Source organism: Bacillus sp. FJAT-29937 (assembly GCF_001509555.1).
Classification (GTDB): Bacteria; Bacillota; Bacilli; order Bacillales; family Cytobacillaceae; genus Cytobacillus.
The window spans coordinates 101,013-120,071 of record NZ_LMAS01000004.1; the positions used below are offsets into that span (position 1 = coordinate 101,013).

23 protein-coding genes are annotated in these 19,059 nt (G+C 38.0%); 9 read left to right on the forward strand and 14 right to left on the reverse strand.

The genetic code is table 11. The features are described from left to right. Positions 1 to 11 precede the first annotated feature (11 nt). Together argJ and argC are read right to left on the reverse strand one after the other, a co-directional pair. The gene (gene argJ / locus AR328_RS10650) at positions 12 to 1,244 is read right to left on the reverse strand and encodes a bifunctional ornithine acetyltransferase/N-acetylglutamate synthase (protein ID WP_066294977.1); all 1,233 of its coding nucleotides are present in this window, start codon (positions 1,242 to 1,244) and stop codon (positions 12 to 14) included. Positions 1,245 to 1,257: 13 nt separating this feature from the next. Next, a complete protein-coding gene (argC, locus tag AR328_RS10655) occupies positions 1,258 to 2,289 on the reverse strand; it encodes an N-acetyl-gamma-glutamyl-phosphate reductase (protein WP_066294986.1) in 1,032 nt (343 codons plus the stop codon). Positions 2,290 to 2,518: 229 nt separating this feature from the next. Here argC and AR328_RS10660 point away from each other — a divergent pair, with 229 nt between their 5' ends. Further along, positions 2,519 to 3,211, forward strand: coding sequence for a Crp/Fnr family transcriptional regulator (locus tag AR328_RS10660; RefSeq protein WP_066294989.1), 693 nt, complete (start codon positions 2,519 to 2,521; stop codon positions 3,209 to 3,211). A 31-nt stretch (positions 3,212 to 3,242) separates the two neighbouring features. Here AR328_RS10660 and AR328_RS10665 read toward each other — a convergent pair whose 3' ends face one another. From AR328_RS10665 to AR328_RS10675, 3 genes are all read right to left on the reverse strand, one after another. Continuing rightward, complete coding sequence (locus AR328_RS10665) at positions 3,243 to 3,959, reverse strand: YwiC-like family protein (RefSeq protein WP_082677190.1); 717 nt, start codon at positions 3,957 to 3,959, stop codon at positions 3,243 to 3,245. A gap of 122 nt (positions 3,960 to 4,081) precedes the next feature. Beyond that, positions 4,082 to 4,612, reverse strand: coding sequence for a molybdopterin-guanine dinucleotide biosynthesis protein B (gene mobB, locus AR328_RS10670; RefSeq protein WP_066294991.1), 531 nt, complete (start codon positions 4,610 to 4,612; stop codon positions 4,082 to 4,084). After that, a complete protein-coding gene (locus AR328_RS10675) occupies positions 4,606 to 5,871 on the reverse strand; it encodes a molybdopterin molybdotransferase MoeA (RefSeq protein ID WP_066294996.1) in 1,266 nt (421 codons plus the stop codon). Before AR328_RS10675 ends, mobB begins: the two co-directional genes overlap by 7 nt. A 195-nt stretch (positions 5,872 to 6,066) precedes the next feature. Here AR328_RS10675 and ric point away from each other — a divergent pair, with 195 nt between their 5' ends. Further along, positions 6,067 to 6,762, forward strand: coding sequence for an iron-sulfur cluster repair di-iron protein (ric, locus tag AR328_RS10680; protein WP_066294998.1), 696 nt, complete (start codon positions 6,067 to 6,069; stop codon positions 6,760 to 6,762). Between the two features lie 50 nt (positions 6,763 to 6,812). Here ric and moaA read toward each other — a convergent pair whose 3' ends face one another. From moaA to yjfP, 5 genes are all read right to left on the reverse strand, one after another. Beyond that, positions 6,813 to 7,829 carry a GTP 3',8-cyclase MoaA gene (moaA, locus tag AR328_RS10685; protein ID WP_066295002.1) on the reverse strand — a complete coding sequence of 339 codons (1,017 nt, stop codon included), beginning with the start codon at positions 7,827 to 7,829 and terminating at the stop codon, positions 6,813 to 6,815. A gap of 62 nt (positions 7,830 to 7,891) precedes the next feature. Continuing rightward, positions 7,892 to 9,016, reverse strand: a complete 1,125-nt coding sequence (locus AR328_RS10690; RefSeq protein WP_066295003.1) for a TIGR04053 family radical SAM/SPASM domain-containing protein — start codon at positions 9,014 to 9,016, stop codon at positions 7,892 to 7,894. 296 nt (positions 9,017 to 9,312) lie between these two features. Further along, a complete protein-coding gene (locus tag AR328_RS10695) occupies positions 9,313 to 9,651 on the reverse strand; it encodes a DsrE family protein (protein ID WP_066295004.1) in 339 nt (112 codons plus the stop codon). A 3-nt stretch (positions 9,652 to 9,654) separates the two neighbouring features. Further along, positions 9,655 to 9,963 carry a metal-sulfur cluster assembly factor gene (locus AR328_RS10700; RefSeq protein ID WP_066295005.1) on the reverse strand — a complete coding sequence of 103 codons (309 nt, stop codon included), beginning with the start codon at positions 9,961 to 9,963 and terminating at the stop codon, positions 9,655 to 9,657. Positions 9,964 to 10,060: 97 nt separating this feature from the next. Next, the gene (gene yjfP / locus AR328_RS10705) at positions 10,061 to 10,828 is read right to left on the reverse strand and encodes an esterase (RefSeq protein ID WP_066295006.1); all 768 of its coding nucleotides are present in this window, start codon (positions 10,826 to 10,828) and stop codon (positions 10,061 to 10,063) included. A 245-nt stretch (positions 10,829 to 11,073) separates the two neighbouring features. Here yjfP and AR328_RS10710 point away from each other — a divergent pair, with 245 nt between their 5' ends. The 3 genes from AR328_RS10710 (at position 11,074) to AR328_RS10715 (ending at position 12,366) form a co-directional block, all read left to right on the forward strand. Continuing rightward, the gene (locus tag AR328_RS10710; RefSeq protein WP_066295007.1) at positions 11,074 to 11,889 is read left to right on the forward strand and encodes a Cof-type HAD-IIB family hydrolase; all 816 of its coding nucleotides are present in this window, start codon (positions 11,074 to 11,076) and stop codon (positions 11,887 to 11,889) included. 122 nt (positions 11,890 to 12,011) lie between these two features. After that, complete coding sequence (locus tag AR328_RS22820) at positions 12,012 to 12,164, forward strand: hypothetical protein (protein ID WP_197414450.1); 153 nt, start codon at positions 12,012 to 12,014, stop codon at positions 12,162 to 12,164. 1 nt (position 12,165) lies between these two features. Continuing rightward, positions 12,166 to 12,366, forward strand: a complete 201-nt coding sequence (locus AR328_RS10715) for a DUF3813 domain-containing protein (protein WP_066295008.1) — start codon at positions 12,166 to 12,168, stop codon at positions 12,364 to 12,366. Positions 12,367 to 12,388: 22 nt separating this feature from the next. Here the strand turns inward: AR328_RS10715 and AR328_RS10720 are convergent, their stop codons facing one another. Together AR328_RS10720 and AR328_RS10725 are read right to left on the reverse strand one after the other, a co-directional pair. Further along, positions 12,389 to 12,820: a Gmad2 immunoglobulin-like domain-containing protein gene (locus AR328_RS10720; protein ID WP_066295009.1), complete on the reverse strand. Its 432-nt coding sequence runs from the start codon at positions 12,818 to 12,820 to the stop codon at positions 12,389 to 12,391. Positions 12,821 to 12,840: 20 nt separating this feature from the next. Continuing rightward, positions 12,841 to 13,671, reverse strand: coding sequence for a YitT family protein (locus tag AR328_RS10725; RefSeq protein ID WP_066295010.1), 831 nt, complete (start codon positions 13,669 to 13,671; stop codon positions 12,841 to 12,843). Positions 13,672 to 13,785: 114 nt separating this feature from the next. Here AR328_RS10725 and AR328_RS10730 point away from each other — a divergent pair, with 114 nt between their 5' ends. Next, positions 13,786 to 14,643, forward strand: a complete 858-nt coding sequence (locus AR328_RS10730; protein ID WP_066295011.1) for a DegV family protein — start codon at positions 13,786 to 13,788, stop codon at positions 14,641 to 14,643. A gap of 123 nt (positions 14,644 to 14,766) precedes the next feature. Next, positions 14,767 to 14,898 carry a DUF3941 domain-containing protein gene (locus AR328_RS22225; RefSeq protein ID WP_082677191.1) on the forward strand — a complete coding sequence of 44 codons (132 nt, stop codon included), beginning with the start codon at positions 14,767 to 14,769 and terminating at the stop codon, positions 14,896 to 14,898. Between the two features lie 30 nt (positions 14,899 to 14,928). Here AR328_RS22225 and AR328_RS10735 read toward each other — a convergent pair whose 3' ends face one another. Further along, the gene (locus tag AR328_RS10735; RefSeq protein ID WP_066295012.1) at positions 14,929 to 15,789 is read right to left on the reverse strand and encodes a CvfB family protein; all 861 of its coding nucleotides are present in this window, start codon (positions 15,787 to 15,789) and stop codon (positions 14,929 to 14,931) included. 179 nt (positions 15,790 to 15,968) lie between these two features. Between AR328_RS10735 and AR328_RS10740 the strand changes: the two genes are divergently transcribed. Next, on the forward strand, positions 15,969 to 16,460 hold the full coding sequence (locus AR328_RS10740; protein ID WP_066295242.1) for a YajQ family cyclic di-GMP-binding protein: 492 nt from the start codon (positions 15,969 to 15,971) through the stop codon (positions 16,458 to 16,460). Between the two features lie 201 nt (positions 16,461 to 16,661). Here AR328_RS10740 and AR328_RS10745 read toward each other — a convergent pair whose 3' ends face one another. Beyond that, positions 16,662 to 18,191, reverse strand: coding sequence for an alpha-amylase family glycosyl hydrolase (locus AR328_RS10745; RefSeq protein WP_066295013.1), 1,530 nt, complete (start codon positions 18,189 to 18,191; stop codon positions 16,662 to 16,664). Between the two features lie 287 nt (positions 18,192 to 18,478). Here AR328_RS10745 and AR328_RS10750 point away from each other — a divergent pair, with 287 nt between their 5' ends. Then, positions 18,479 to 19,042: a DUF2777 domain-containing protein gene (locus tag AR328_RS10750; protein ID WP_066295014.1), complete on the forward strand. Its 564-nt coding sequence runs from the start codon at positions 18,479 to 18,481 to the stop codon at positions 19,040 to 19,042. Positions 19,043 to 19,059 lie beyond the last annotated feature (17 nt).

A 19,059-nucleotide genomic window follows, 5' to 3' on the forward strand; every position in this document is an offset into this window, starting at 1 on the left:
CGACTTCCCCCTTACGAACGGTAACTTGCGTTAATTTTGACATAATCATAGCTTAAGTCACAGCCCCAAGCTTTACCTGCTCCAGTTCCTTGATGAAGATCAACATGAATATGAATGGTAGGCTTTCGCAAATATTCGCTTGCCTCTTCTTCTGAAAATGGCTGTGGCTCACTATTTCTAAGCATTGTAACTGGCCCAATCGCAATGTCGACAGTGTTAGGGTTTATACGAACCTTTGATTGGCCAATAGCTCCGATAATTCTTCCCCAGTTCGCATCTTCTCCATATACTGCTGTTTTCACAAGGTTTGATCCAACAATTTGCTTAGCTACTTGTCGTGCTTCAAGATCAGTTTCCGCACCCAATACATTCACTTCGATTAATTTCGTTGCCCCTTCGCCATCTTTCGCGATTTGCTTTGCTAGGCTTTCACATGTATTCGAAAGCAGTTGCACAAACTTATCCCATTCAGGATGATTAGGTGTGAGAGACTGATTTCCGCCCATACCGTTGGCCATGACAAGAACCATATCATTTGTCGATGTATCCCCATCAACTGTTATTTGATTAAAGGTCGTATCTGTCACAAGTCCTAGAGCCGCGTGAAGGTATTCACTTTCAATATTAGCATCGGTAGTGATAAATCCTAGCATTGTAGCCATATTCGGATTGATCATCCCAGAGCCCTTAGCAGCACCGCCCATTGTAATCGTTAAACCATCAATTTCTGTACTATAGCAGCAATTCTTCATGACAATATCTGTCGTTAGAATTGCTGTTTGGAAGTCTTCAGCATGCGTAAAGTCAATACCCGGCTGTAAAGTCTGAATCCCGGCTTCAATCTTATCCATTGGCAAATACTCACCAATTACTCCCGTTGATGCGACTGCTACATAGTGCTCTTTTAAACCAAACTTTTCAGCTGTCCATTTTCTCATTTGGAAGGCGTCTTTTATTCCTTTTTCCCCGGTACAAGCATTTGCACAAGCGCTATTTACGACCACAGCTTGCAGCATTCTTTCAACTTCAATGCTTTCCTGTGTTACTTTTAATGGTGCTGCCTGAAAATGGCTTGTCGTATATACAGCAGCGCAATTTGCTGGAATTTCGCTAATGATCATCCCTAAATCTTTTTTTGAATACCTTAAACCTGCATGCACCCCGGAAGTTTTAAATCCATTTGGAGAAATAATACTTCCCCCTTTAACCTCTTTTATGGATACAGATTGAGTAACAGCTTGCATGTCTTCTTCCTCCTTATGGATACATGGGAATGAAATCTAAACCCGTTGTTTCTTCAAAACCACAGATAATATTTGCATTTTGCACAGCCTGACCTGCTGCACCTTTCATTAAATTATCAATAACAGAAATAATCGTTAATCTTCCGGTCCTTGGATCGACATGAAGACCAATATCACAGTAGTTGGAGCCAGCCACCTCTTTGACCGATGGGAAAGTATTTTCCGGCCTGATGCGAATGAATTGATTTTCACGGTAAGTTTCTTGATACAACTCTAGCAGTTGGGAGGTATTTAAATCTTCTGATAGTTGAACATAGGCTGTGATCATAATTCCTCTCGTAATTGGCAATAAATGAGTTGTAAAGGTAATTGGACTAATATCGTTGTTCCATCTTGAAAGCTGTTTCTCAATTTCAGGTGTATGCTGGTGTTCATTCACCTTATAAACTCTAAAATTCTCATTTGCTTCTGAGAAACTAGTATTCCGTGCTAATGATCTTCCAGCACCTGATACTCCTGATTTGGCATCGATAATAATACTAGATGGACTAATCACCTTTTCTTTAACGACTGGAGCTAGGCCCAATAGTGTAGCAGTCGGGTAACAACCAGGATTGGCAATTAATCTGGAAGCTTTAATCTCTTCTTTGTACCACTCCGAAAGTCCATAGACAGCTTTAGAAGATAAAGATTCATTTACAGGTTCATGTTTGTACCATTTCTTATATGTCACAGCTGGTAATCTTAAATCGCCAGATAGATCAATAACGGATATATTCTTATTTTCAAATTCTGCAGCTAATTGTCCGGAAATCCCCGACGGTGTAGCTAGGAAAACAATATCAGATTGTTCAGCGATCTTACTAGAATTAATGTTTTGCAAATTGTCGTCAATGATTTCAAAAAGGTGGGGATATTCTTTCCAAATTGGAAAGTCCTTCTTAGATGAGTGGATTGATTGTATCTTAAATTCAGGATGCCTATGTAATATCCGCAGCAGCTCTGCTCCCCCATATCCCGTTGTTCCAATAATTGAAACGTTCATAGCTTCTCCCTTCATTCAGCAAAATGTATATTTAATCATTTTTATTTATATTTATGAATTGATATTTCTCTTATTATAGAAAGGATGGAGGATAAAATCAACTGTTTTTATTGAAGTTTTTTATCTTTACAATATAATAGTGTTATTATCCCAAAAAGATTGAATTATTCTAACGTTAAAGGTTCGTTTTTCCCACGGACAGACACTACGGGAAAAGGTGGTTTATCATATGGAGTCCCAAATTGGGTTTTCTCATGAGCTTAAAGAGTTATTACTGACTGTTAATCATAATAGAAAAATTGAAAAAGGCACCTTTCTATTTCAAGAAGGGATGGAAGCAAACGAGCTGTTTATTATTGAAAGCGGTTTAATTCAAATAAGCAAAATCGTTCCGGATGGGCGTGAGCTTACTTTAAGAATGTGTTCTACAGGTGATATTATTGGGGAGCTTACACTTTTCTGTTCAGCGCCAAGGTATATGCTGAGTGCAAAGGTAATCGAGTCTGGAGAGGTTGCAGTTATCTCTCAAAATGAATTGGAGGAAAGATTAAAGCAGGAGCATCAGCTAGCTCTTGAATTAATGAAGTGGACAAGCCTGCAATATCGAAAAACGCAAACCAAATTTAGAGACCTCATTCTTCATGGAAAAAAGGGTGCCCTGTATTCAACATTAATTCGACTATCCAATAGCTATGGAGTAATTTCCGAACATGGAATTACGTTAAGCATCCCATTAACAAATCAAGAGCTTGCCAATTTTTGCGGAACATCCCGAGAAGTTGTTAACCGGATGTTAGGGGTACTTCGAAAAAAAGAAATTATTTCAGTAGAAAAAGGAATCATTACAATCCACAGCCTTACCTATTTAAAAAACGAAATAGATTGTGAAAACTGCCCAGTTGAAATTTGTAATATTGAATAACTCAAAAAAACGCTTACTCGAAGCGTTTTTTTTATTGCACGGCAATTATTGCGATGATGAAAAAATAAGAAGCATTAACAATTTCAAGAATACCTAATTTGGCCATTGTCAAACCTTTGCCGTAAAAAACGACGGCTCTAATTAAGCTTGGGATGTAGGCTGCTGCCAGTACCCATTTACCTGTCACAATCGTGGCTGCAATAATTGCCATATGAAAAATCCAGGAGATCCATTTATACTTTTGGTTTTTCTTTTCTCTTATCATTGTTTTTACAAAAAAGGTGCTGCCAGTGAAAAATAAAATGGAGGCAAAAAAGACTGTCCAAACCTCACTGACAAGGTCCCCTTTAGGAAGATAGCCGCTAGCTAATCCCGCTATTGAAAACACAATAATCGCACTCAAATCATTGCCTAATGCACGATCCCTGTTTTTCGATGAATAATAGGCATTTAGGATAAAGAAAGGAATCATGGCGAGTCCAAATATCACGATGGCAGGTCTTTCCCATAACGGGATCAAAAGCAATATTAAAGCCGGCACTATATAGGTAATCGTCCATTTTCGATAGAAGTTTATCTTTTTCCTTTTAAATAAAAGGAGCATTGGATAGGTAGCTAAATATAGTAATAGCCAGCCAAAGAAAAACGGGATATGTATCCACATGAACTCATTTGCAGCAACTCCCAGCCAGAACGGGATTATTAGCATCGCCCAAGCCCCGTGCTGTTTTGGTAAAAATAGCTTCACTATTTTCTCCTCCCTTTGGAATGCTGACTTTACTATATCGGCTATTTCATTTTCGTTAAGTGAAAATTATCACAGAAAGGAATAAAACCGCCAAATTGTGACGGTTTTGAGGCATATCCATTTTATTTACTTAGCTGATTTATAAGGAACTTGGTTATCCATTCTTCCCCTTTCATATCATGAATCGAAAAAAACGGGATGGCAGGATAGGCATCTCTTAACGCGGCATTTTCCTCATTCCAATACAAAACTGCTTTAATATTCGTTAAGGTTGTAAGAAGTTTCTCGTTATCCACCGATTTCAAGATGACAATTTTCGGATAGCTTGCACGCTTATGGCCTTCAACTATAATAAAGTCCGGGCTAAAATGATTTAGGATCGAAAGCTGCTCATCAAGAGTCCAAGTCTTTTTCTCTGCTTGGAGGATAAGTCTGCCATCCCCCTCCACAATAGCCGCGCGAGCCCCAGAAGAAATATGCTGGCTAGAATCCTTCGATTCAACCAGATCAGGCTTTCCTCCATGCCCATGATGCTTAACTGTTGCGGCTATATAATCATGTTTCCCAAGATGAGTAATTATTTTATTTACAAGTGTTGTTTTCCCGCTGTTTTGGTAGCCAACTACTTGAAGAACATACGGAGACTTTACCATGGCCACTCGCTTCCATCAAAATCCTCAATCAGCAATACATCCACTTCAGAGCCTGCTTGAAATCCTCTTGTTCCCCCTGGCAGAATCATTAAGGAATTAGCACCAGCAAGGCTCATTACGATATTGGATTTGTCTACACCGCTCGGAAAAACTTTTAATTTCCCATCCTTTACAGTGACAGTCGTTCTAACAAAGCGGGTAAAAGGATTCGCTTTTGCAAATTCAACCGTAAGCTCAGCCTTCTCTTTCCTAAGATGAGGTTTTTCAACAAATAGCATTTTCCTTATGATTGGACGGGTAAATAGTTCGAAACCAACATAGCAAGCAGAAGGATTTCCCGATAAACCAAATAAGAGCTTTCCTTCTAACTGTGCTACTGTCGTTACACTGCCGGGTCTCATGGCAACTTTATTAAAAAGCACCTCTGCACTCAATTTACTATAGATGGCTGGAAGGTAATCAAAGTCCCCAACTGAAACCCCGCCAGTTGTGATCAGCATATCCACCTTATCTAAAGCTGATTTTACCGCTTCATAGCATGTATCAAACTCATCAGGAAGTTTACCAAAATAAACAACCTCGGCGCCTGCGCGTTCTATTTGTGCAGCAATCATATAAGAGTTGCTGTTTCTTATTTTCCCAGGCTGCAGCTGATCATCTACTTCTAGCAGCTCTGTTCCTGTAGCATATAAACCAACTACCGGCTTTTTGGCAACCGGAACCTTTGCATAGCCAAACGTGGCAAGGATCGCCTGAACTCCCGGATTTATTTTTGCCCCTTTTTTAATAAGGACTTCCCCTTCTTTTGTATCCTCACCTCGGAATGAGATATTATCACCTGAATTGAATGAGCGTTTAATGGACATATAATTTTTCCCGTTTTTTCCAAACCCTTTCGTTAACTCAAGCATCACAACGGCATCACATTCTGCAGGCATCTGCGCCCCTGTCATAATGCGAACCGCCTGAAATGCGCCAACAACCTTATTTGTCACGTATCCGGCGCCAATATGATCAACGACTTCAAATTCAATTGGATTGTCTGGTGATGCTTCTTTTGTATCGATTGCTCTAACAGCAAATCCATCATATGGAGATCGATCAAAATGAGGCACATCATTTGTGGCAGTGATATCTTCAGCCAAATACCTGCCGAAGCTATCATTTATTGAGACGTATTCTATTTGACCTGTTTTTTCAAAGTTCATTACCCGCTGAACAGCTTCACGAACGGGAATCGGATTTCTTCTTTCAACCAATTATATCAGCTCCTATAGAGACATCATTATCCTTATATTATAGGTGTATTGGGAATGAATTAATATAATATAGCTCACACTTAATTCCTAATATTTGTCTTTACTATTCAAAAGTGTGATTCCAGTCACCTGCTAGAAATGAAATATCGTTTATGCTGTATATGTAAATAAAGCTTGATCAAAGGAGGATTTATTATGACTATGGCATTTTCAGAAACAACATTAGTAAGGGATATAGTGAATGAACAACCGAAAACAAGCGATGTATTTAAACGGTATCGTATAGATTTTTGCTGTGGCGGCAACATTCCATTAATAACGGCAGCAACTGAGCTTTCTGTTAATATGGAGCAATTAATGGAAGACTTAAATGAGGTATATGTTAAAGAAGAAAATCAAAAGGACAATATGGAAGTATGGACGGACAGTTCATCGGAAGAAATTATCAACCATGTCATTCAGCATTATCATGTTCCTCTATTAGATGAACTTGCCCAATTAAGTCCATATGTAACAAAGGTATCAAAGGTACATGGTGACCGTCACCAAGAGCTATTAAAGGTGTATGAGCTATTCAATGAATTCAAGAAAGAATTGATTGAACATACAGCTAAAGAGGAAGAAACTGTTTTTCCTTTGCTAAAAAAATTAGAAGATCCTGAAGTTCCTAACCGCGAAGAGATTATTAAGTATATTAAAGAGCTCGAGAAGGAACATGACCATGCGGGGGAAATTTTAAGACAACTTAGAGAAACGACTTCTGATTATGAGCTTCCACTAGATGCTTGCGGAACATATACACTTGTGTACAAGCGTCTTGAAGCGCTCGAAGGTCAAACATTCATGCATGTACATCTAGAAAATAACATTTTATTCCCGAGATATTTTTGATTCTATTTAAAAACATCCCTGACTGGAGAAACCGAGTCAGGGATGTTTTTTTAACCGCCTATATAGGACATTTCAATTTTCTTGCGATTTCTTGCTGTTTCTTCAGTACGTTCATCTGAATAACGGTCTTTTCTTCCGCTCCAAATATCGATGATCTTGTTTCTAATTTCGTCTTCTGACGCACCGCTTCTCATAAACGCTTTCATATCATGCCCATCCCCATTAAACAGACAGGTGAAAATCTGTCCATTTGCGGACAATCTTGACCGAGTACAGCTTGAGCAAAAGGATTCTGATACAGATGGAATAAACCCTACATCCACATTAGTCCCTTCATACCGATATCGTTTGGCAACCTCGCCATAATAATCAGGGTCTACTGGATCCAATAAGTAGTGCGCCTTCAAGATTTCATAGATTTCCTTCTTTGTGATCACATCATCCATTTTCCATCCATTAGTGCTGCCCACGTCCATATATTCTATAAACCGAAGCTGCAATTCGTTTTCCTTGCAAAACTTTGCCATCGGTACGATTTCAGATTCATTTAATCCTTTTTTGACGACCATATTAATTTTGATGAAGAGCCCTGCCTCTTTGGCAGCTTTAATCCCATTAAGGACTTCTTGTACCGCAACATTTCTGCCATTTATTTTTCCGAATAACTCGTCGTTTAATGAATCTAAGCTAACATTTACCCTTTGTAACCCAGCTTCCTTTAAATCATTTGCAAGCCTTGGAAGCAAGACTCCGTTTGTCGTTAGCGCAAGATCCTTTAGCCCATCTAATTCTGCAAGCTTTTTCACGAGAATCGGCAAATCCTTTCGAAGCAACGGTTCTCCGCCAGTAAGTCTAATTTTTTCTACACCAAGACCTACAAATATTTTTGCAAGAAGTTCAATTTCCTCATATGTTAATAGCTCGCTTTTCGGCAAAAAGGCAAAATCCGGTCCAAATTTCTCCGCGGGCATACAATACGTGCAGCGAAAATTACAGCGGTCAATTACCGAAATCCGCAGATCTCTTAATGGTCGATTCAATTGATCTTTAACGATTGATTTTTCCATCCTATCAACTCCAATGAGGATGACCTCTTTTGAAACATTGTAGCATATTTTCTAACTAATTTTTAAGATGTTGCTTTTTTTCTTAATGCTTTAGGAATGTATACGCAGAAAGGTTCACTTTCCATATAATCTCCTGTGACTGCATAGGAGCGGGAACGAGAGCCTCCGCAAACATACCTAAATTCACATACTCCGCATTTGCCTTTATATTGATCAGGATTTCTTAAGTTTTTGAAAACAGGTGATTCCCGATAAATTTCAGCTAAAGGCTGCTCCCTAACATTCCCTGCTTTAATTGGCAGGAGTCCGCTTGGGTAGACATCCCCAATATGAGAAATAAACACGAAGCCATTCCCATCATTGACGCCTTTAGGAGCCCTTCCTAGACCATCAATAGACCCAGTTAATCCTTGTTGAGTCAACGCATCTAAATATTGAATATCACCGTTTTGTGCCTGTTCCTCTCTCATTTTATTCTGAATAACAACACGGCGATAATGCTGTGCCGCTGTCGTCTTTATATCAAAGGATACCCTTTTACTTAAATCATATAACCATTTAAATACCTTTTCATGTTCAACTGGTGAAATCATATCGCTTTCCTGTCCCCTGCCAGTTGGTACTAGGAAAAAGACACTCCAAAGAACACATTTTAAATCTTCTACAACCTTCGCCATTTCATCTAAGTAATCAATATTGTAACGAGAAATAACCGTATTTATTTGAACAGGAATTTCAAGTTCATGCAAATACTTAATTCTTTCAATTGTTAAATCAAACGAACCGGCAGTTCCTCGAAAGTGATCATGAATCTCAGGGGTTGGGCCATCAAGACTGAAAGCCCAGCGTGATAATCCCACTTCCTTTGCTTTCTCAATTGCTTCCTTTGTCACATTCGGCGTTGCACTCGGGGTCATTGAGACGCGGACACCTTTGTCCACTGCATATTTAGCAATATCAAAAACATCCTCCCTCATCAATGGGTCCCCGCCGGTAAAGACGAGCATTGGATTATTCATTTCATAAATTTGATCAATTAATGCTTTTCCTTCTTCAAAAGATAATTCACGGGGATCTCTTCTATATTGAGCCTCAGCCCGGCAATGAAGACATTTTAATTGACAAGCTCTCGTTAATTCCCAAATTACAATAAAAGGATCTTTATTAAAATCGCGGCTAAAGGACATGAGAATCCTTCCTCTCTTATTTCGCTATTTCCATTGCAATTGATTGCAAGGATATTGATCTAAATATGGATTGCAATTGTAGTATAAGGGAAAATGCAATATATAAAAGTGAGATATCTCACATTGAGATGGCCATTCTTAAGAGGAAATAGTTATCGTGCATATATCTTGATTATCGTGCATAAAACCCGGGTATCGTGCAAATATCCTGGTTATCGCGCATATATCCTGTTTATCGTGCAAATGTTCGTTTTTCTCTATAAATAAAAACAGCAAGAGCATAAGCCCCTGCTGTTTTATGATATTGTAATGACTTCGTATTTGGATGCTAGGTCAAGAAAGGCTGGCATCCCGCTAATTTTACCGGCAATTAATTTATTTTCTACTTCGTAATAGTCTACACAGGTTTTGCAGGCAATTACTTCTACTCCCTTTTCCTCGAGCTCTTTAATATGAACTGAGGCAAAGGATTGTTCAGTTAACGCAAATACCCCGCTATTCATGCAAAAAATCGCTGCTGGTAATTCCTCTCTTTGCTTCAACAATGTAAAAAAGGTTTCGAGGACACCTTCACCAAGCTCCTTATCTCCTTTGCCAAGCTGATCAGAGCTAACTAGAATGACTTTATTCTTCATCCTTTAACGAACTCCTAAAGCAATCTTAGCGTAGCGCGACATTCTATCCCTTGACCATGGCGGATTCCAAACAATATTTACTTCCGTCTCTTTCACTTCAGGAATATCTGCTAGAGCACTCTTTACGTTTTCTACAATTGTTCCAGCAAGGGGACAGCCCATGGACGTTAAAGTCATATCAATAGTCGTCTTTCCCTCTTCATCCATCTTAACATCATATACTAATCCAAGATTAACGATATCTACACCGAGTTCAGGGTCAACTACTAGCTCTAGAGCACCCATAATACTATCTTTTACATCTTGATCCATCTGCTATAACACTCCTTCTTCTATGGTTCTAATTATATCTTATCAAAAATATTCTTGAATATGAATGACGGGCATCACATCGGACAGTAAATTTACTTTATAAATACGTTTCAAACCATTTTACTGTTTCCATAACCCCTGTTGTACTCACTTTATGTCCAGCTTTCTCATCACTAATAAATGATAGACTTTCTGGCTGATTATCGTATAAAGGCTTAATCATTTCATAAAAATGAAAGGCAGGTGTATATGGAACGACGGAATCCTGTTTGCCATGCCAGAAAAGCAATGGTCTATTTCCAAGTTTATCAGTTTGCTTACTTAAATCAAGTTCTCTAATTTTGTTCATTAATTGAGCCATCTCGTCTTTTGTGAGTGGAATATCAACTCCATGACGCTGAAGTTCATCTATTTGGTGCAAAGCAAACTTCTCATAGTAAGGCATTCCCATTAAGCTTGCCGCTACTTTTATCCATGGATACTGTGTAAGGGCACCTAATGTAACGATTCCCCCCATCGACGTCCCAACAACACCTACTCTTTCAGGGTCTATCAATTGCTCATCTTCAAAAGATCTTTTTACGATATCCAGTTCTTCAATTGTTCGAATGATGATCTCCCAGAAATGTAAATTTAGTTCGTTTCCCGACAGTCCATTACTCCTTTCACCATGGTAGAGCGCTTCAGGAAGAATCACGCGAAACCCTTTTTCTGCTAGTAAATAAGCATAGTGCAAATTAAATTCCTTCCTGCTTGTGAATCCGTGAATAAAGATGATAGATGGAAGTTTTTCTTCCCATTTATTAGAATCCGCAATATGCAGAAAGGGGATTTCGTTAATTTTGGAATTTTTTACAGTAATCATTGTAAAGCCTCCTAATGTTAAGCCAATCTATATATTATGTTAAGATTAAAATTAATCGTTATATTATTTCAAAACAAACGAATAATTTGTTAACATAGTGGTTATAGTTAATTATTTGGTTTTGAACTATGTATGATGGGTACGAAAGAAGGAATATTTCTCATTTAGTGTACCATGAGGACTTTCTTTTTTCTAAAGCTTAACACTTGAAATAGAAAAAATTGTATAAAGAAGGGGTTGTTATTATGGCAGAAAAGCATTTGATCGCGCTAGATTTAGATGGGACGTTGCTAAAGGATGATAAAACAATATCATTAAAGACAAAAAAAGTGATTAAAAAAGCCCGTGAAGAAGGGCATATTGTCATGATTGCAACTGGAAGACCTTTTCGTTCAAGTGAAATATATTATAAAGAAATGAATCTTGATACGCCAATTGTCAATTTCAACGGAGCTTTTGTGCACCATCCAAAGGATAAAAAGTGGGGAGTTTATCATTCCCCGCTAGAAGTAAATATTGCCAAAGAAATTGTTGAGGCGTGCAGCTCCTTTCATTTTCATAACATTATTGCAGAGGTCATTGATGATGTGTACTTCCATTATCAGGATAAAAAGCTTATTGAAATATTTGGCTTCGGAGAGCCGAATGTGACGACTGGTGACCTGCGCAATTTTCTGAATGCCTCTCCTACAAGTATGTTAATTCATACCGATCAGGAGCATGTACAAACGATTCGTGATCATTTATCGAGTCTTCACGCGGAAGTTATTGACCATAGAAGTTGGGCGGCCCCATTTCATGTTATTGAAATCGTAAAGGCCGGATTAAATAAAGCTGTCGGGCTAAAAAGAGCGGCTGATTACTTCCAGATTCCTGCCGACAGAATAATCGCTTTCGGCGATGAGGACAATGATCTGGAAATGCTTGAATTTGCAGGATATGGAATTGCAATGGGGAATGGAATAAACGAGGTTAAATCAGTGGCGAAAGAAGTTACCTTAACAAATGAAGAAGACGGTGTTGCCGTTTATTTAAATGAATTATTAAATTTGAAGCTGTAATGATGCCTCATATTAGAAAAAGACCAAGATTTTTCCCTTTTTAAAAGATTCGATTAGAGCATACTAATCAACGAGGCAGCAAATTAGCTGTTTCAACAATTTCTTTTTTGGAGGGGATTCGATTGGGAAAACGTAATAAATCGAAACGCTTTGTTCAGCAGGGTGTAGATTCCGTTACTAAGCATGCAGAACGTATCCCTTATCACTCAACATATGCAGAGGCTGAAGCCGAAAAAATGGCAAATGTGAAAGAATCCTCTTTAGGGGGAATTTAACATGGGGAATAGACTATTTCAAGAAGCGCAACAGGCTGTAAACACGGCAATAGCGGCATTCCCCTCTGAACAGGCAAGCGCAGTTGCAGTAGCCAAAAACGCTTTAAGTTCTGCTTATGCAAACTCAACAAGAGCAGAGCAGGAACAGTTAGCTGGCATGCAGCAAGCGTTAGACGAAATTCCTTCAAATCCTCAATCATAACAAGAAACAACAAGCTGACATTCTAATTGTCAGCTTGTTGAACTTTCTCTAGGATTACTGGAAGTGCATTTATCAATTTTCCTTCATTATTTCGCTCATACAAATAAAGAACGATAGTCCCACTCTCAGGGAATTTCTCTTCGGGAATATTTATGTCTAATTTAATTGTTGACCATGAAGGAAATTTCCCCTTTGCTGCCAGCTTCTTTTCGGAAATAAATTCAATATGTCCGTCCTCAACGAGATAGAATAACTCTCCGCTGCTTGACCGCGCTTCTCCTGTAACTGTGTAAGTGCCTTTCCCGCCGCTTACTTCTATTTTTCGAAATGCATTGTTTTCCATGGCTGCCTCCTCCAGTTGTTTATAGCCGATGAAAGAATGGGTCATCATTTCTCCAGCATATGTCGAAAAGGAGCCAATCATGAATAAATAGGCAATAATTGTCTGAAGCATTTTATCCCTCCAAAGGTAAATTAATCCTTGCGGAAGAAGCCTAATACGCCAATAGTTTGCACAATATTAGTAAAAGCATTTGAATCTATCTCTTTTATTATTCTTTCTAAATAAAATAATTCATAACGAGTAATCACTATAATGAGCATTTCCTTTTCTTCATTTGTAAATGAACCTTTAGCTGGTACAATCGTGATTCCCCTAAGTAGTTGTTCATGAATGACTTTCTTCATTTCTTCTGATTTCTTCGTAATGATCATAACTGTTAGTTTCTCATGTCTTGTATGAATCGCGTCAATTACCCTTGTTGACACGTAAAGCGTTACAATCGTATACAATGCCTTTTCCCAGCCGTAAAGGGCGCCTGCTGTTATAATGATAATCGCATTTAATAGAAAGAAATACGTGCCAATTGGTTTATCATTCATTCGTGAAAGGACCATTGCAATAATGTCCATTCCCCCTGTTGAAGCCCCCCACTTTAGAGTTATTCCTACTCCAACAGCTCCAATTACTCCGCCAAAAACAGCATTTAATAAAATATCATCCGTATATTTCCATACAGGAATCACTTCTAAAAAGATCGACATGGCCAAAACACTAATAAAACTATATAGCGTAAATGACCGCCCTACCTTCTTCCAACCTAGAAGAGCAACCGGGACATTTAAAATAAAGAGGAAAATTCCAGTAGAAATTCGCCCTCCAAAAACGCTGGATAAGAGCTGTGCAGCACCAGCAAACCCGCTTGAATAAACATTTGCCGGAATAAGAAAGAAGTTCATTGCGATTGCTGCAAGAAATGCACCAATCAAAACAACGATTAATTTCTTTGTTTTTAACCAAAACATAAGTATCACCCATCTAAATTATTAGTTATTACCCAAAAATGGTATTTTTATTGTCTTTTTATCCTAATTTCTATAAACTTATGAATAAACAGTATGGAAAGCAGGTGAATATGTATGTCAGTAAAAATTTTGACAGACAGTGCCAGTGACTTACCTTTAAATTTTTTTGAAGAAAATAATGTAACACTTTTTCCATTAAAAGTTCATTTAAACGATCATGAATATGAAGATTTAGTTACGATAGACCCTAAGACAGTTTATGAAGCCATCCGTGAAGGAAAAGTGCCAAAAACGTCACAAGCTTCTCCTCTGGCCTTTGAAGAAGCATTTACAAACATGGCAAAAAATAATGAAGATGGCATTTATATTGCTTTTTCATCCGAATTATCAGGTACATACCAAACCGCAGTAATGATGCTTGAACAAGTAAAGGAAACATACCCAGACTTCAAACTAACTATAGTCGATACAAAAGGTGCTTCACTTGGATTTGGCTTAATCGTTCAAGAAGCTGTTAAATTAGCGAAGGATAATGCATCCAAAGAAACTATTTTAGAAGACATTACATACCGCTGTAAGCATATGGAGTCTTTATTTACGGTCCATGATCTCGATTATCTGGCAAAAGGGGGCCGTGTTTCAAAGGCTTCAGCTTTTTTGGGCGGTTTGCTTAATATTAAGCCGTTACTAAATGTTGAAGATGGCAAGCTCGTACCGATTGAAAAACATAGAGGAAAAAAGAAACTCCTTCGCCGCATCATTGAAGTAATGAAAGAAAGAGGCGAACACTTTGAACGTCAAGTCATTGGTATTAGTCATGCTGACGATGAAGAAACTGCTTTAGAAATGAAAGATCTAATCGTTCAAGAGTTAAATGTTAAAGATGTCTTCATTTCCTCTATTGGGGCTGCCATTGGTTCCCATACAGGATCCGGGACAATCGCTATATTCTTTTTAAATAAAGTCAAATAACACTTACCTTTCTTACGAATACTCCTTTTCATTTTTACAGACAATATTATAAGGCTAGCCTTCTATTGAGAGGCTGTCTAATCATATTGGATATGTGAATATATGGAAAGGAGTAATCCTATTATGCCCCGTACTTCTGATAATGATAAAAAAGCGAAGGATAATAATGCTCTCAGGCATGAAAAAAATATGATGCGTGAGAAAAACCGTAAGGCAGGGAAAAACCAGTACTCTAAAACAACTGATCATCTATAAAATAAAACGAGCAAGCAGCTGCTTGCTCGTTTATTTCTTCATATATGTCCAGCCTTCTTCTTGATAGATTTTTCCTTCCTTCATCAGCCGTCCTAATGCACGTTTGAATGATGCTTTACTAAGCTGAAAACGGTCTTGTATATCCTCTGGAGAGCTTTTATCACTATATGGCATAGCCCCATTGCGCAATTGTAAATAAGAGAGGATAATTTCAGAATCCTCATCAAGTGCCTCTTGTTTTCTCGGCGCTAAAGAAACATTGATCGTTCCGTCTTCTTTTACATCAATGATTCTGCCTTCAATCTTTTCACCGAGACGCGGTTCTGTTTTCCGCTGAGACTCATGGATAAAACCTTTAAATCCTTCGGCCGTATATACCCAGCTCCCAACCTTTGCCGTTCGGTATATATGACCATGAATATTTTTATTAAAATCTTGCCTTGTAGCCTTTACAGACATTTCCTCAATGATTGGGTCTGTGGCAACTTTTACATAGATGCGATTATTGCGGTTCACTCTTAACGTTATATAAAGCAGATCGTCAACTTTTGGCCAGACTGACCGATGGACAGGAAGATCTTCTTTTCCAAGCAGCATATCTTTATTTATTCCGATATTGATGAAAACACCAATATCCTCCTCTACATCACTTACTACAGCCCAGCCATATGTTTCTGTAGTAATCTCAGGGATCGTTGTTGTAGCTGCTGTTCTTCCCCTTGAATCCGTGTAAAGAAATACTTCAATTTCTTGGCCTTCTTCCAGCTGCATATCCGTATCGTTTTTGTGTAAAAGCACATCCTCTTCGCCATCTGATAAAAAGTAGCCAAATTCAGCTGGCCTTTCTACTGTAAGCTTTACTGTACGGCCAATATAATCTTTAATAGGCATCATTCATTCATCCTTACTAATTTTTATTAATTCCCTCTATACGAAATAAGACAATATCTCCTAAAGTTGTTTGGACTGCTATATTTTACTATAATTATAAGTAAAGTAAAACTTCTTTTCAAAAGGACATCATGATTATGATCGCTTTTGGAAAAGAAACGAAGGTTAAGGAGGCAACTATGTCTAAAGAGAGTTCATTTGATATTGTATCCAAGGTTGACTTTTCTGAAGTGACCAATGCTATTAGTATTGCCATGAAAGAGATTCAAACCCGCTATGACTTTAAAGGCAGCAAAAGCCATGTTTCTCTTGATAAAGAGGAGCTTGTGCTAGTTTCAGACGATGAGTACAAGCTGGGTCAGCTTAAAGATGTGCTATTAAGCAAAATGATTAGAAGAGGCATTCCAATAAAAAATTTAGATTATGGAAAAATTGAAGGGGCCTCAGGTGGAACTGTGCGGCAAAGAGCGAAGATTGCCCAAGGGATCGATAAGGAAAATGCGAAGAAAATTAATACACTCATTAAAAACAGCGGTTTAAAGGTAAAGAGCCAAATACAAGATGATCAAATTCGTGTGACAGGAAAAAACCGCGACGATTTGCAGCAGATCATTGCTGCCATCAAAGAAGCGAGCCTAACCGTAGAAGTGCAGTTTGTCAACTATCGTTAATAAGAACTAAAGTAAAAGCCAAAGACCAATTCCTTTGGCTTTTACTATTTATCGCAGATTAACGGGCTGTAAGACCCCCACTTCAAGAAGTTGAGTAAAACAGAAGATTTTTAAGTGGGGATCAACAGCCCGTAAAGGCCCGATTGGTTCAACTAACAATCAGTGGGGAAAGGCGCCCCACTGATTGAAGTTTCACTTTATCTATTCTTGAGACCGTTTCTTTTTCGATCTTCTCCATACTGCGATGATAAACGCAATAAAGGCACCCCATACAATAACAGTAGCAACTACATAAGGCATATTTATCCCAGATTTTTGAGATAATACGTAGATTTCAGCTTCTTCCCTATCAATGAAAATATTATATTGATGATCATTGCTTTTCACGAGGTCATTCGTTAATAAGCCTCTCAGCTCTTTATCATCAGCAAGTTCATCTGCATGAATCGCAATATTTCGGGATTCTGAGCTATTATTTATGACGATAACAGTCGTTTCATCCTGATAAGTACGTTTGAAAGCTAGAACACCATTCTCCTCGGCAATCAGCTTCATCTCTCCTCTAGTTAAGCTAGGTAAATTGTTTCGCAGTTCTCCTAGAGTTGTGATGTAGTCAATTAAATCCTTATCTGTTCTGAAGTCCATCTGTTTATGATTGTCCGGACCTAAACCGCCATCCAAGGCTATTTCACTGCCATAATAGACGATCGGAATCCCCGGGGAAGCATAAAGATAAGTTAAAGCTAGTTTCCATCTTGGGCCAGGATGCTGATTTTGTTCAACCATATCCCTCGTATAGCGTACTAATTTATGGTCATCCAATAACGTTCCCATTAAATATGGATTTTTGTATGTTGACATCAATTCGTCTTTTCGAGTTTTCAGTTCATTTAATGATTGATCAACTTGATCAAAGGCCGGCCTTAAAGTTTCGGTTAGAGGAAAGTCCAAAAATCCATCCATTCCTGTTTCCTCATATTCAGAAATGAAATGAGGATCATTTGACCTTACTTCACCAAGCAAATAAAAATCCTTCTTAGCTGCTTTAGACTGTTGAACAAAATCAGAAAGGAATTTTTTTGAAACCGCATCGATTTCATCAAGGTAATACCCGTCTATATTCGTTTCATCAATCCACCATTTTGCAGCATCCAGCAAATAGTCCTGAACTTCCGGATTATCGTGATTTATGCTGGGAAGTCCATTTAGCCATTCATTTCCTACATCCTGCTGAATAGGTGATACTTGAGTATTAATCCAATCGTTCTTAGCAGGATCCTTTACCCATTCATGCTTTGTGCCCACATGGTTAATAGGAAAATCCATTATTACTTTCATATTTCGTTTATGAATTTCTTCCACAAGCATTTTAAATTCATCGATCGTACCAAAATGCTCTTCAGTATTGTAAAAGTCTTTAACCCAATACCCATGATATCCGTTTTCTTCATTATCGAATATTGGCGTCAGCCAAATAGCTGAAAAGCCCATATCCTTTATGTAATCGAGCTTCTTAATGATTCCTTGGAAATCGCCGCCATGGAAGCTTTCCGGATCCTTTACATTTACATGATAGTCATTTTTAAAATCCCCATTATCAAAGCGGTCCACCATTAAAAAGTAAATGGATTCATCTTGCCATTTTCGATCTTCTTTTTCAACTGCTCCTACAGGCTGAGCGTAAAAAAGAAGCAACGGAATTAAGATAAGAGTCCACACTCTTTTTACCATCTCCGCTCCTCCCCCTTCTCTAAACAAACATGCTATTGTGCAACTCCTATAGAGTAGCCTTTTTTCCCTTGTGCAGTCAAATATTTAATGAAAAATCACCTAGTTTTTCTGTGAATATCCATATGAAATTAGGTGATTATCCATTTCATAAAACCGATTGTGAGAATATGCTTTTTATAGGGGGAACTTTTTTATCCATAAATGAATGAAGTTTTATTAAGAACTGGTTATAAAATGGGGGGAAACTGTCTAAAAAGATTGTTGAGGGAATCAGATGGAGGTTTATTATGAATAGACAGCAGCGAACGAAACTGATTGAATATCAAACACGTGCCTTTACCGAAGGATCTATTGAATATATTAATGATCAATGGGTGTTCTTTGATAAAGAAACGGATGAAGCATCATTATTGGAAGAATTCCTCCACCAGGAAGTAGAGATTTATCGATTTAAACGCTGGAAAAAAGGGGTATTATCTGAAGAAGGGAAATTCGCAGCAGACAATGAAATCCTTCTATTGAAAGATCAAGACTCTCTAAGAATTAGGAAGCATCTTGTATTTTCATTAGAAAAATTACTAGAAGGAATGAATGATGATGCTTTTTTCCAATTTATCACGACTTTAAATTCCTTGCGGTTCTCTATATATGATTGCATATACTGCTATAATCAGCTCTCCTTCCTCGATCGAAGTGAGAGAAAAAGCGGTGTTAATTTTATCGTATTCGATAACCAGGAACATATTTGCAATGTACAGCATCATTTTAGTTACTTCGAAAAAATGAATGACCGCTTTGAATTCACCTTAAATAGCGGAAAAAGAATGGTTATTGAGAAAATATCATCATGAAAAGGTGACTCTTAGGA

Excerpts from the sequence above, each read along its gene's own strand:
- AR328_RS10735 (WP_066295012.1), bottom strand. The coding sequence starts at position 15,789 with ATGCCTATTAAAGATTATATTGGCCGTACAGTAAAGCTTACAGTAGAA.
- argJ (WP_066294977.1), bottom strand. The coding sequence starts at position 1,244 with ATGCAAGCTGTTACTCAATCTGTATCCATAAAAGAGGTTAAAGGGGGA.
- moaA (WP_066295002.1), bottom strand. The coding sequence starts at position 7,829 with ATGGAAAAATCAATCGTTAAAGATCAATTGAATCGACCATTAAGAGAT.
- AR328_RS10745 (WP_066295013.1), bottom strand. The coding sequence starts at position 18,191 with ATGGTAAAAAGAGTGTGGACTCTTATCTTAATTCCGTTGCTTCTTTTT.
- AR328_RS10690 (WP_066295003.1), bottom strand. The coding sequence starts at position 9,016 with ATGTCCTTTAGCCGCGATTTTAATAAAGATCCTTTTATTGTAATTTGG.
- yjfP (WP_066295006.1), bottom strand. The coding sequence starts at position 10,828 with ATGATTACTGTAAAAAATTCCAAAATTAACGAAATCCCCTTTCTGCAT.
- AR328_RS10720 (WP_066295009.1), bottom strand. The coding sequence starts at position 12,820 with ATGCTTCAGACAATTATTGCCTATTTATTCATGATTGGCTCCTTTTCG.
- AR328_RS10715 (WP_066295008.1), top strand. The coding sequence starts at position 12,166 with ATGGGGAATAGACTATTTCAAGAAGCGCAACAGGCTGTAAACACGGCA.
- ric (WP_066294998.1), top strand. The coding sequence starts at position 6,067 with ATGACTATGGCATTTTCAGAAACAACATTAGTAAGGGATATAGTGAAT.
- AR328_RS10710 (WP_066295007.1), top strand. The coding sequence starts at position 11,074 with ATGGCAGAAAAGCATTTGATCGCGCTAGATTTAGATGGGACGTTGCTA.
- AR328_RS10730 (WP_066295011.1), top strand. The coding sequence starts at position 13,786 with ATGTCAGTAAAAATTTTGACAGACAGTGCCAGTGACTTACCTTTAAAT.
- AR328_RS10695 (WP_066295004.1), bottom strand. The coding sequence starts at position 9,651 with ATGAAGAATAAAGTCATTCTAGTTAGCTCTGATCAGCTTGGCAAAGGA.
- AR328_RS10700 (WP_066295005.1), bottom strand. The coding sequence starts at position 9,963 with ATGGATCAAGATGTAAAAGATAGTATTATGGGTGCTCTAGAGCTAGTA.
- AR328_RS10740 (WP_066295242.1), top strand. The coding sequence starts at position 15,969 with ATGTCTAAAGAGAGTTCATTTGATATTGTATCCAAGGTTGACTTTTCT.
- mobB (WP_066294991.1), bottom strand. The coding sequence starts at position 4,612 with ATGGTAAAGTCTCCGTATGTTCTTCAAGTAGTTGGCTACCAAAACAGC.
- AR328_RS10725 (WP_066295010.1), bottom strand. The coding sequence starts at position 13,671 with ATGTTTTGGTTAAAAACAAAGAAATTAATCGTTGTTTTGATTGGTGCA.
- AR328_RS10660 (WP_066294989.1), top strand. The coding sequence starts at position 2,519 with ATGGAGTCCCAAATTGGGTTTTCTCATGAGCTTAAAGAGTTATTACTG.
- AR328_RS22225 (WP_082677191.1), top strand. The coding sequence starts at position 14,767 with ATGCCCCGTACTTCTGATAATGATAAAAAAGCGAAGGATAATAATGCT.
- argC (WP_066294986.1), bottom strand. The coding sequence starts at position 2,289 with ATGAACGTTTCAATTATTGGAACAACGGGATATGGGGGAGCAGAGCTG.
- AR328_RS10750 (WP_066295014.1), top strand. The coding sequence starts at position 18,479 with ATGAATAGACAGCAGCGAACGAAACTGATTGAATATCAAACACGTGCC.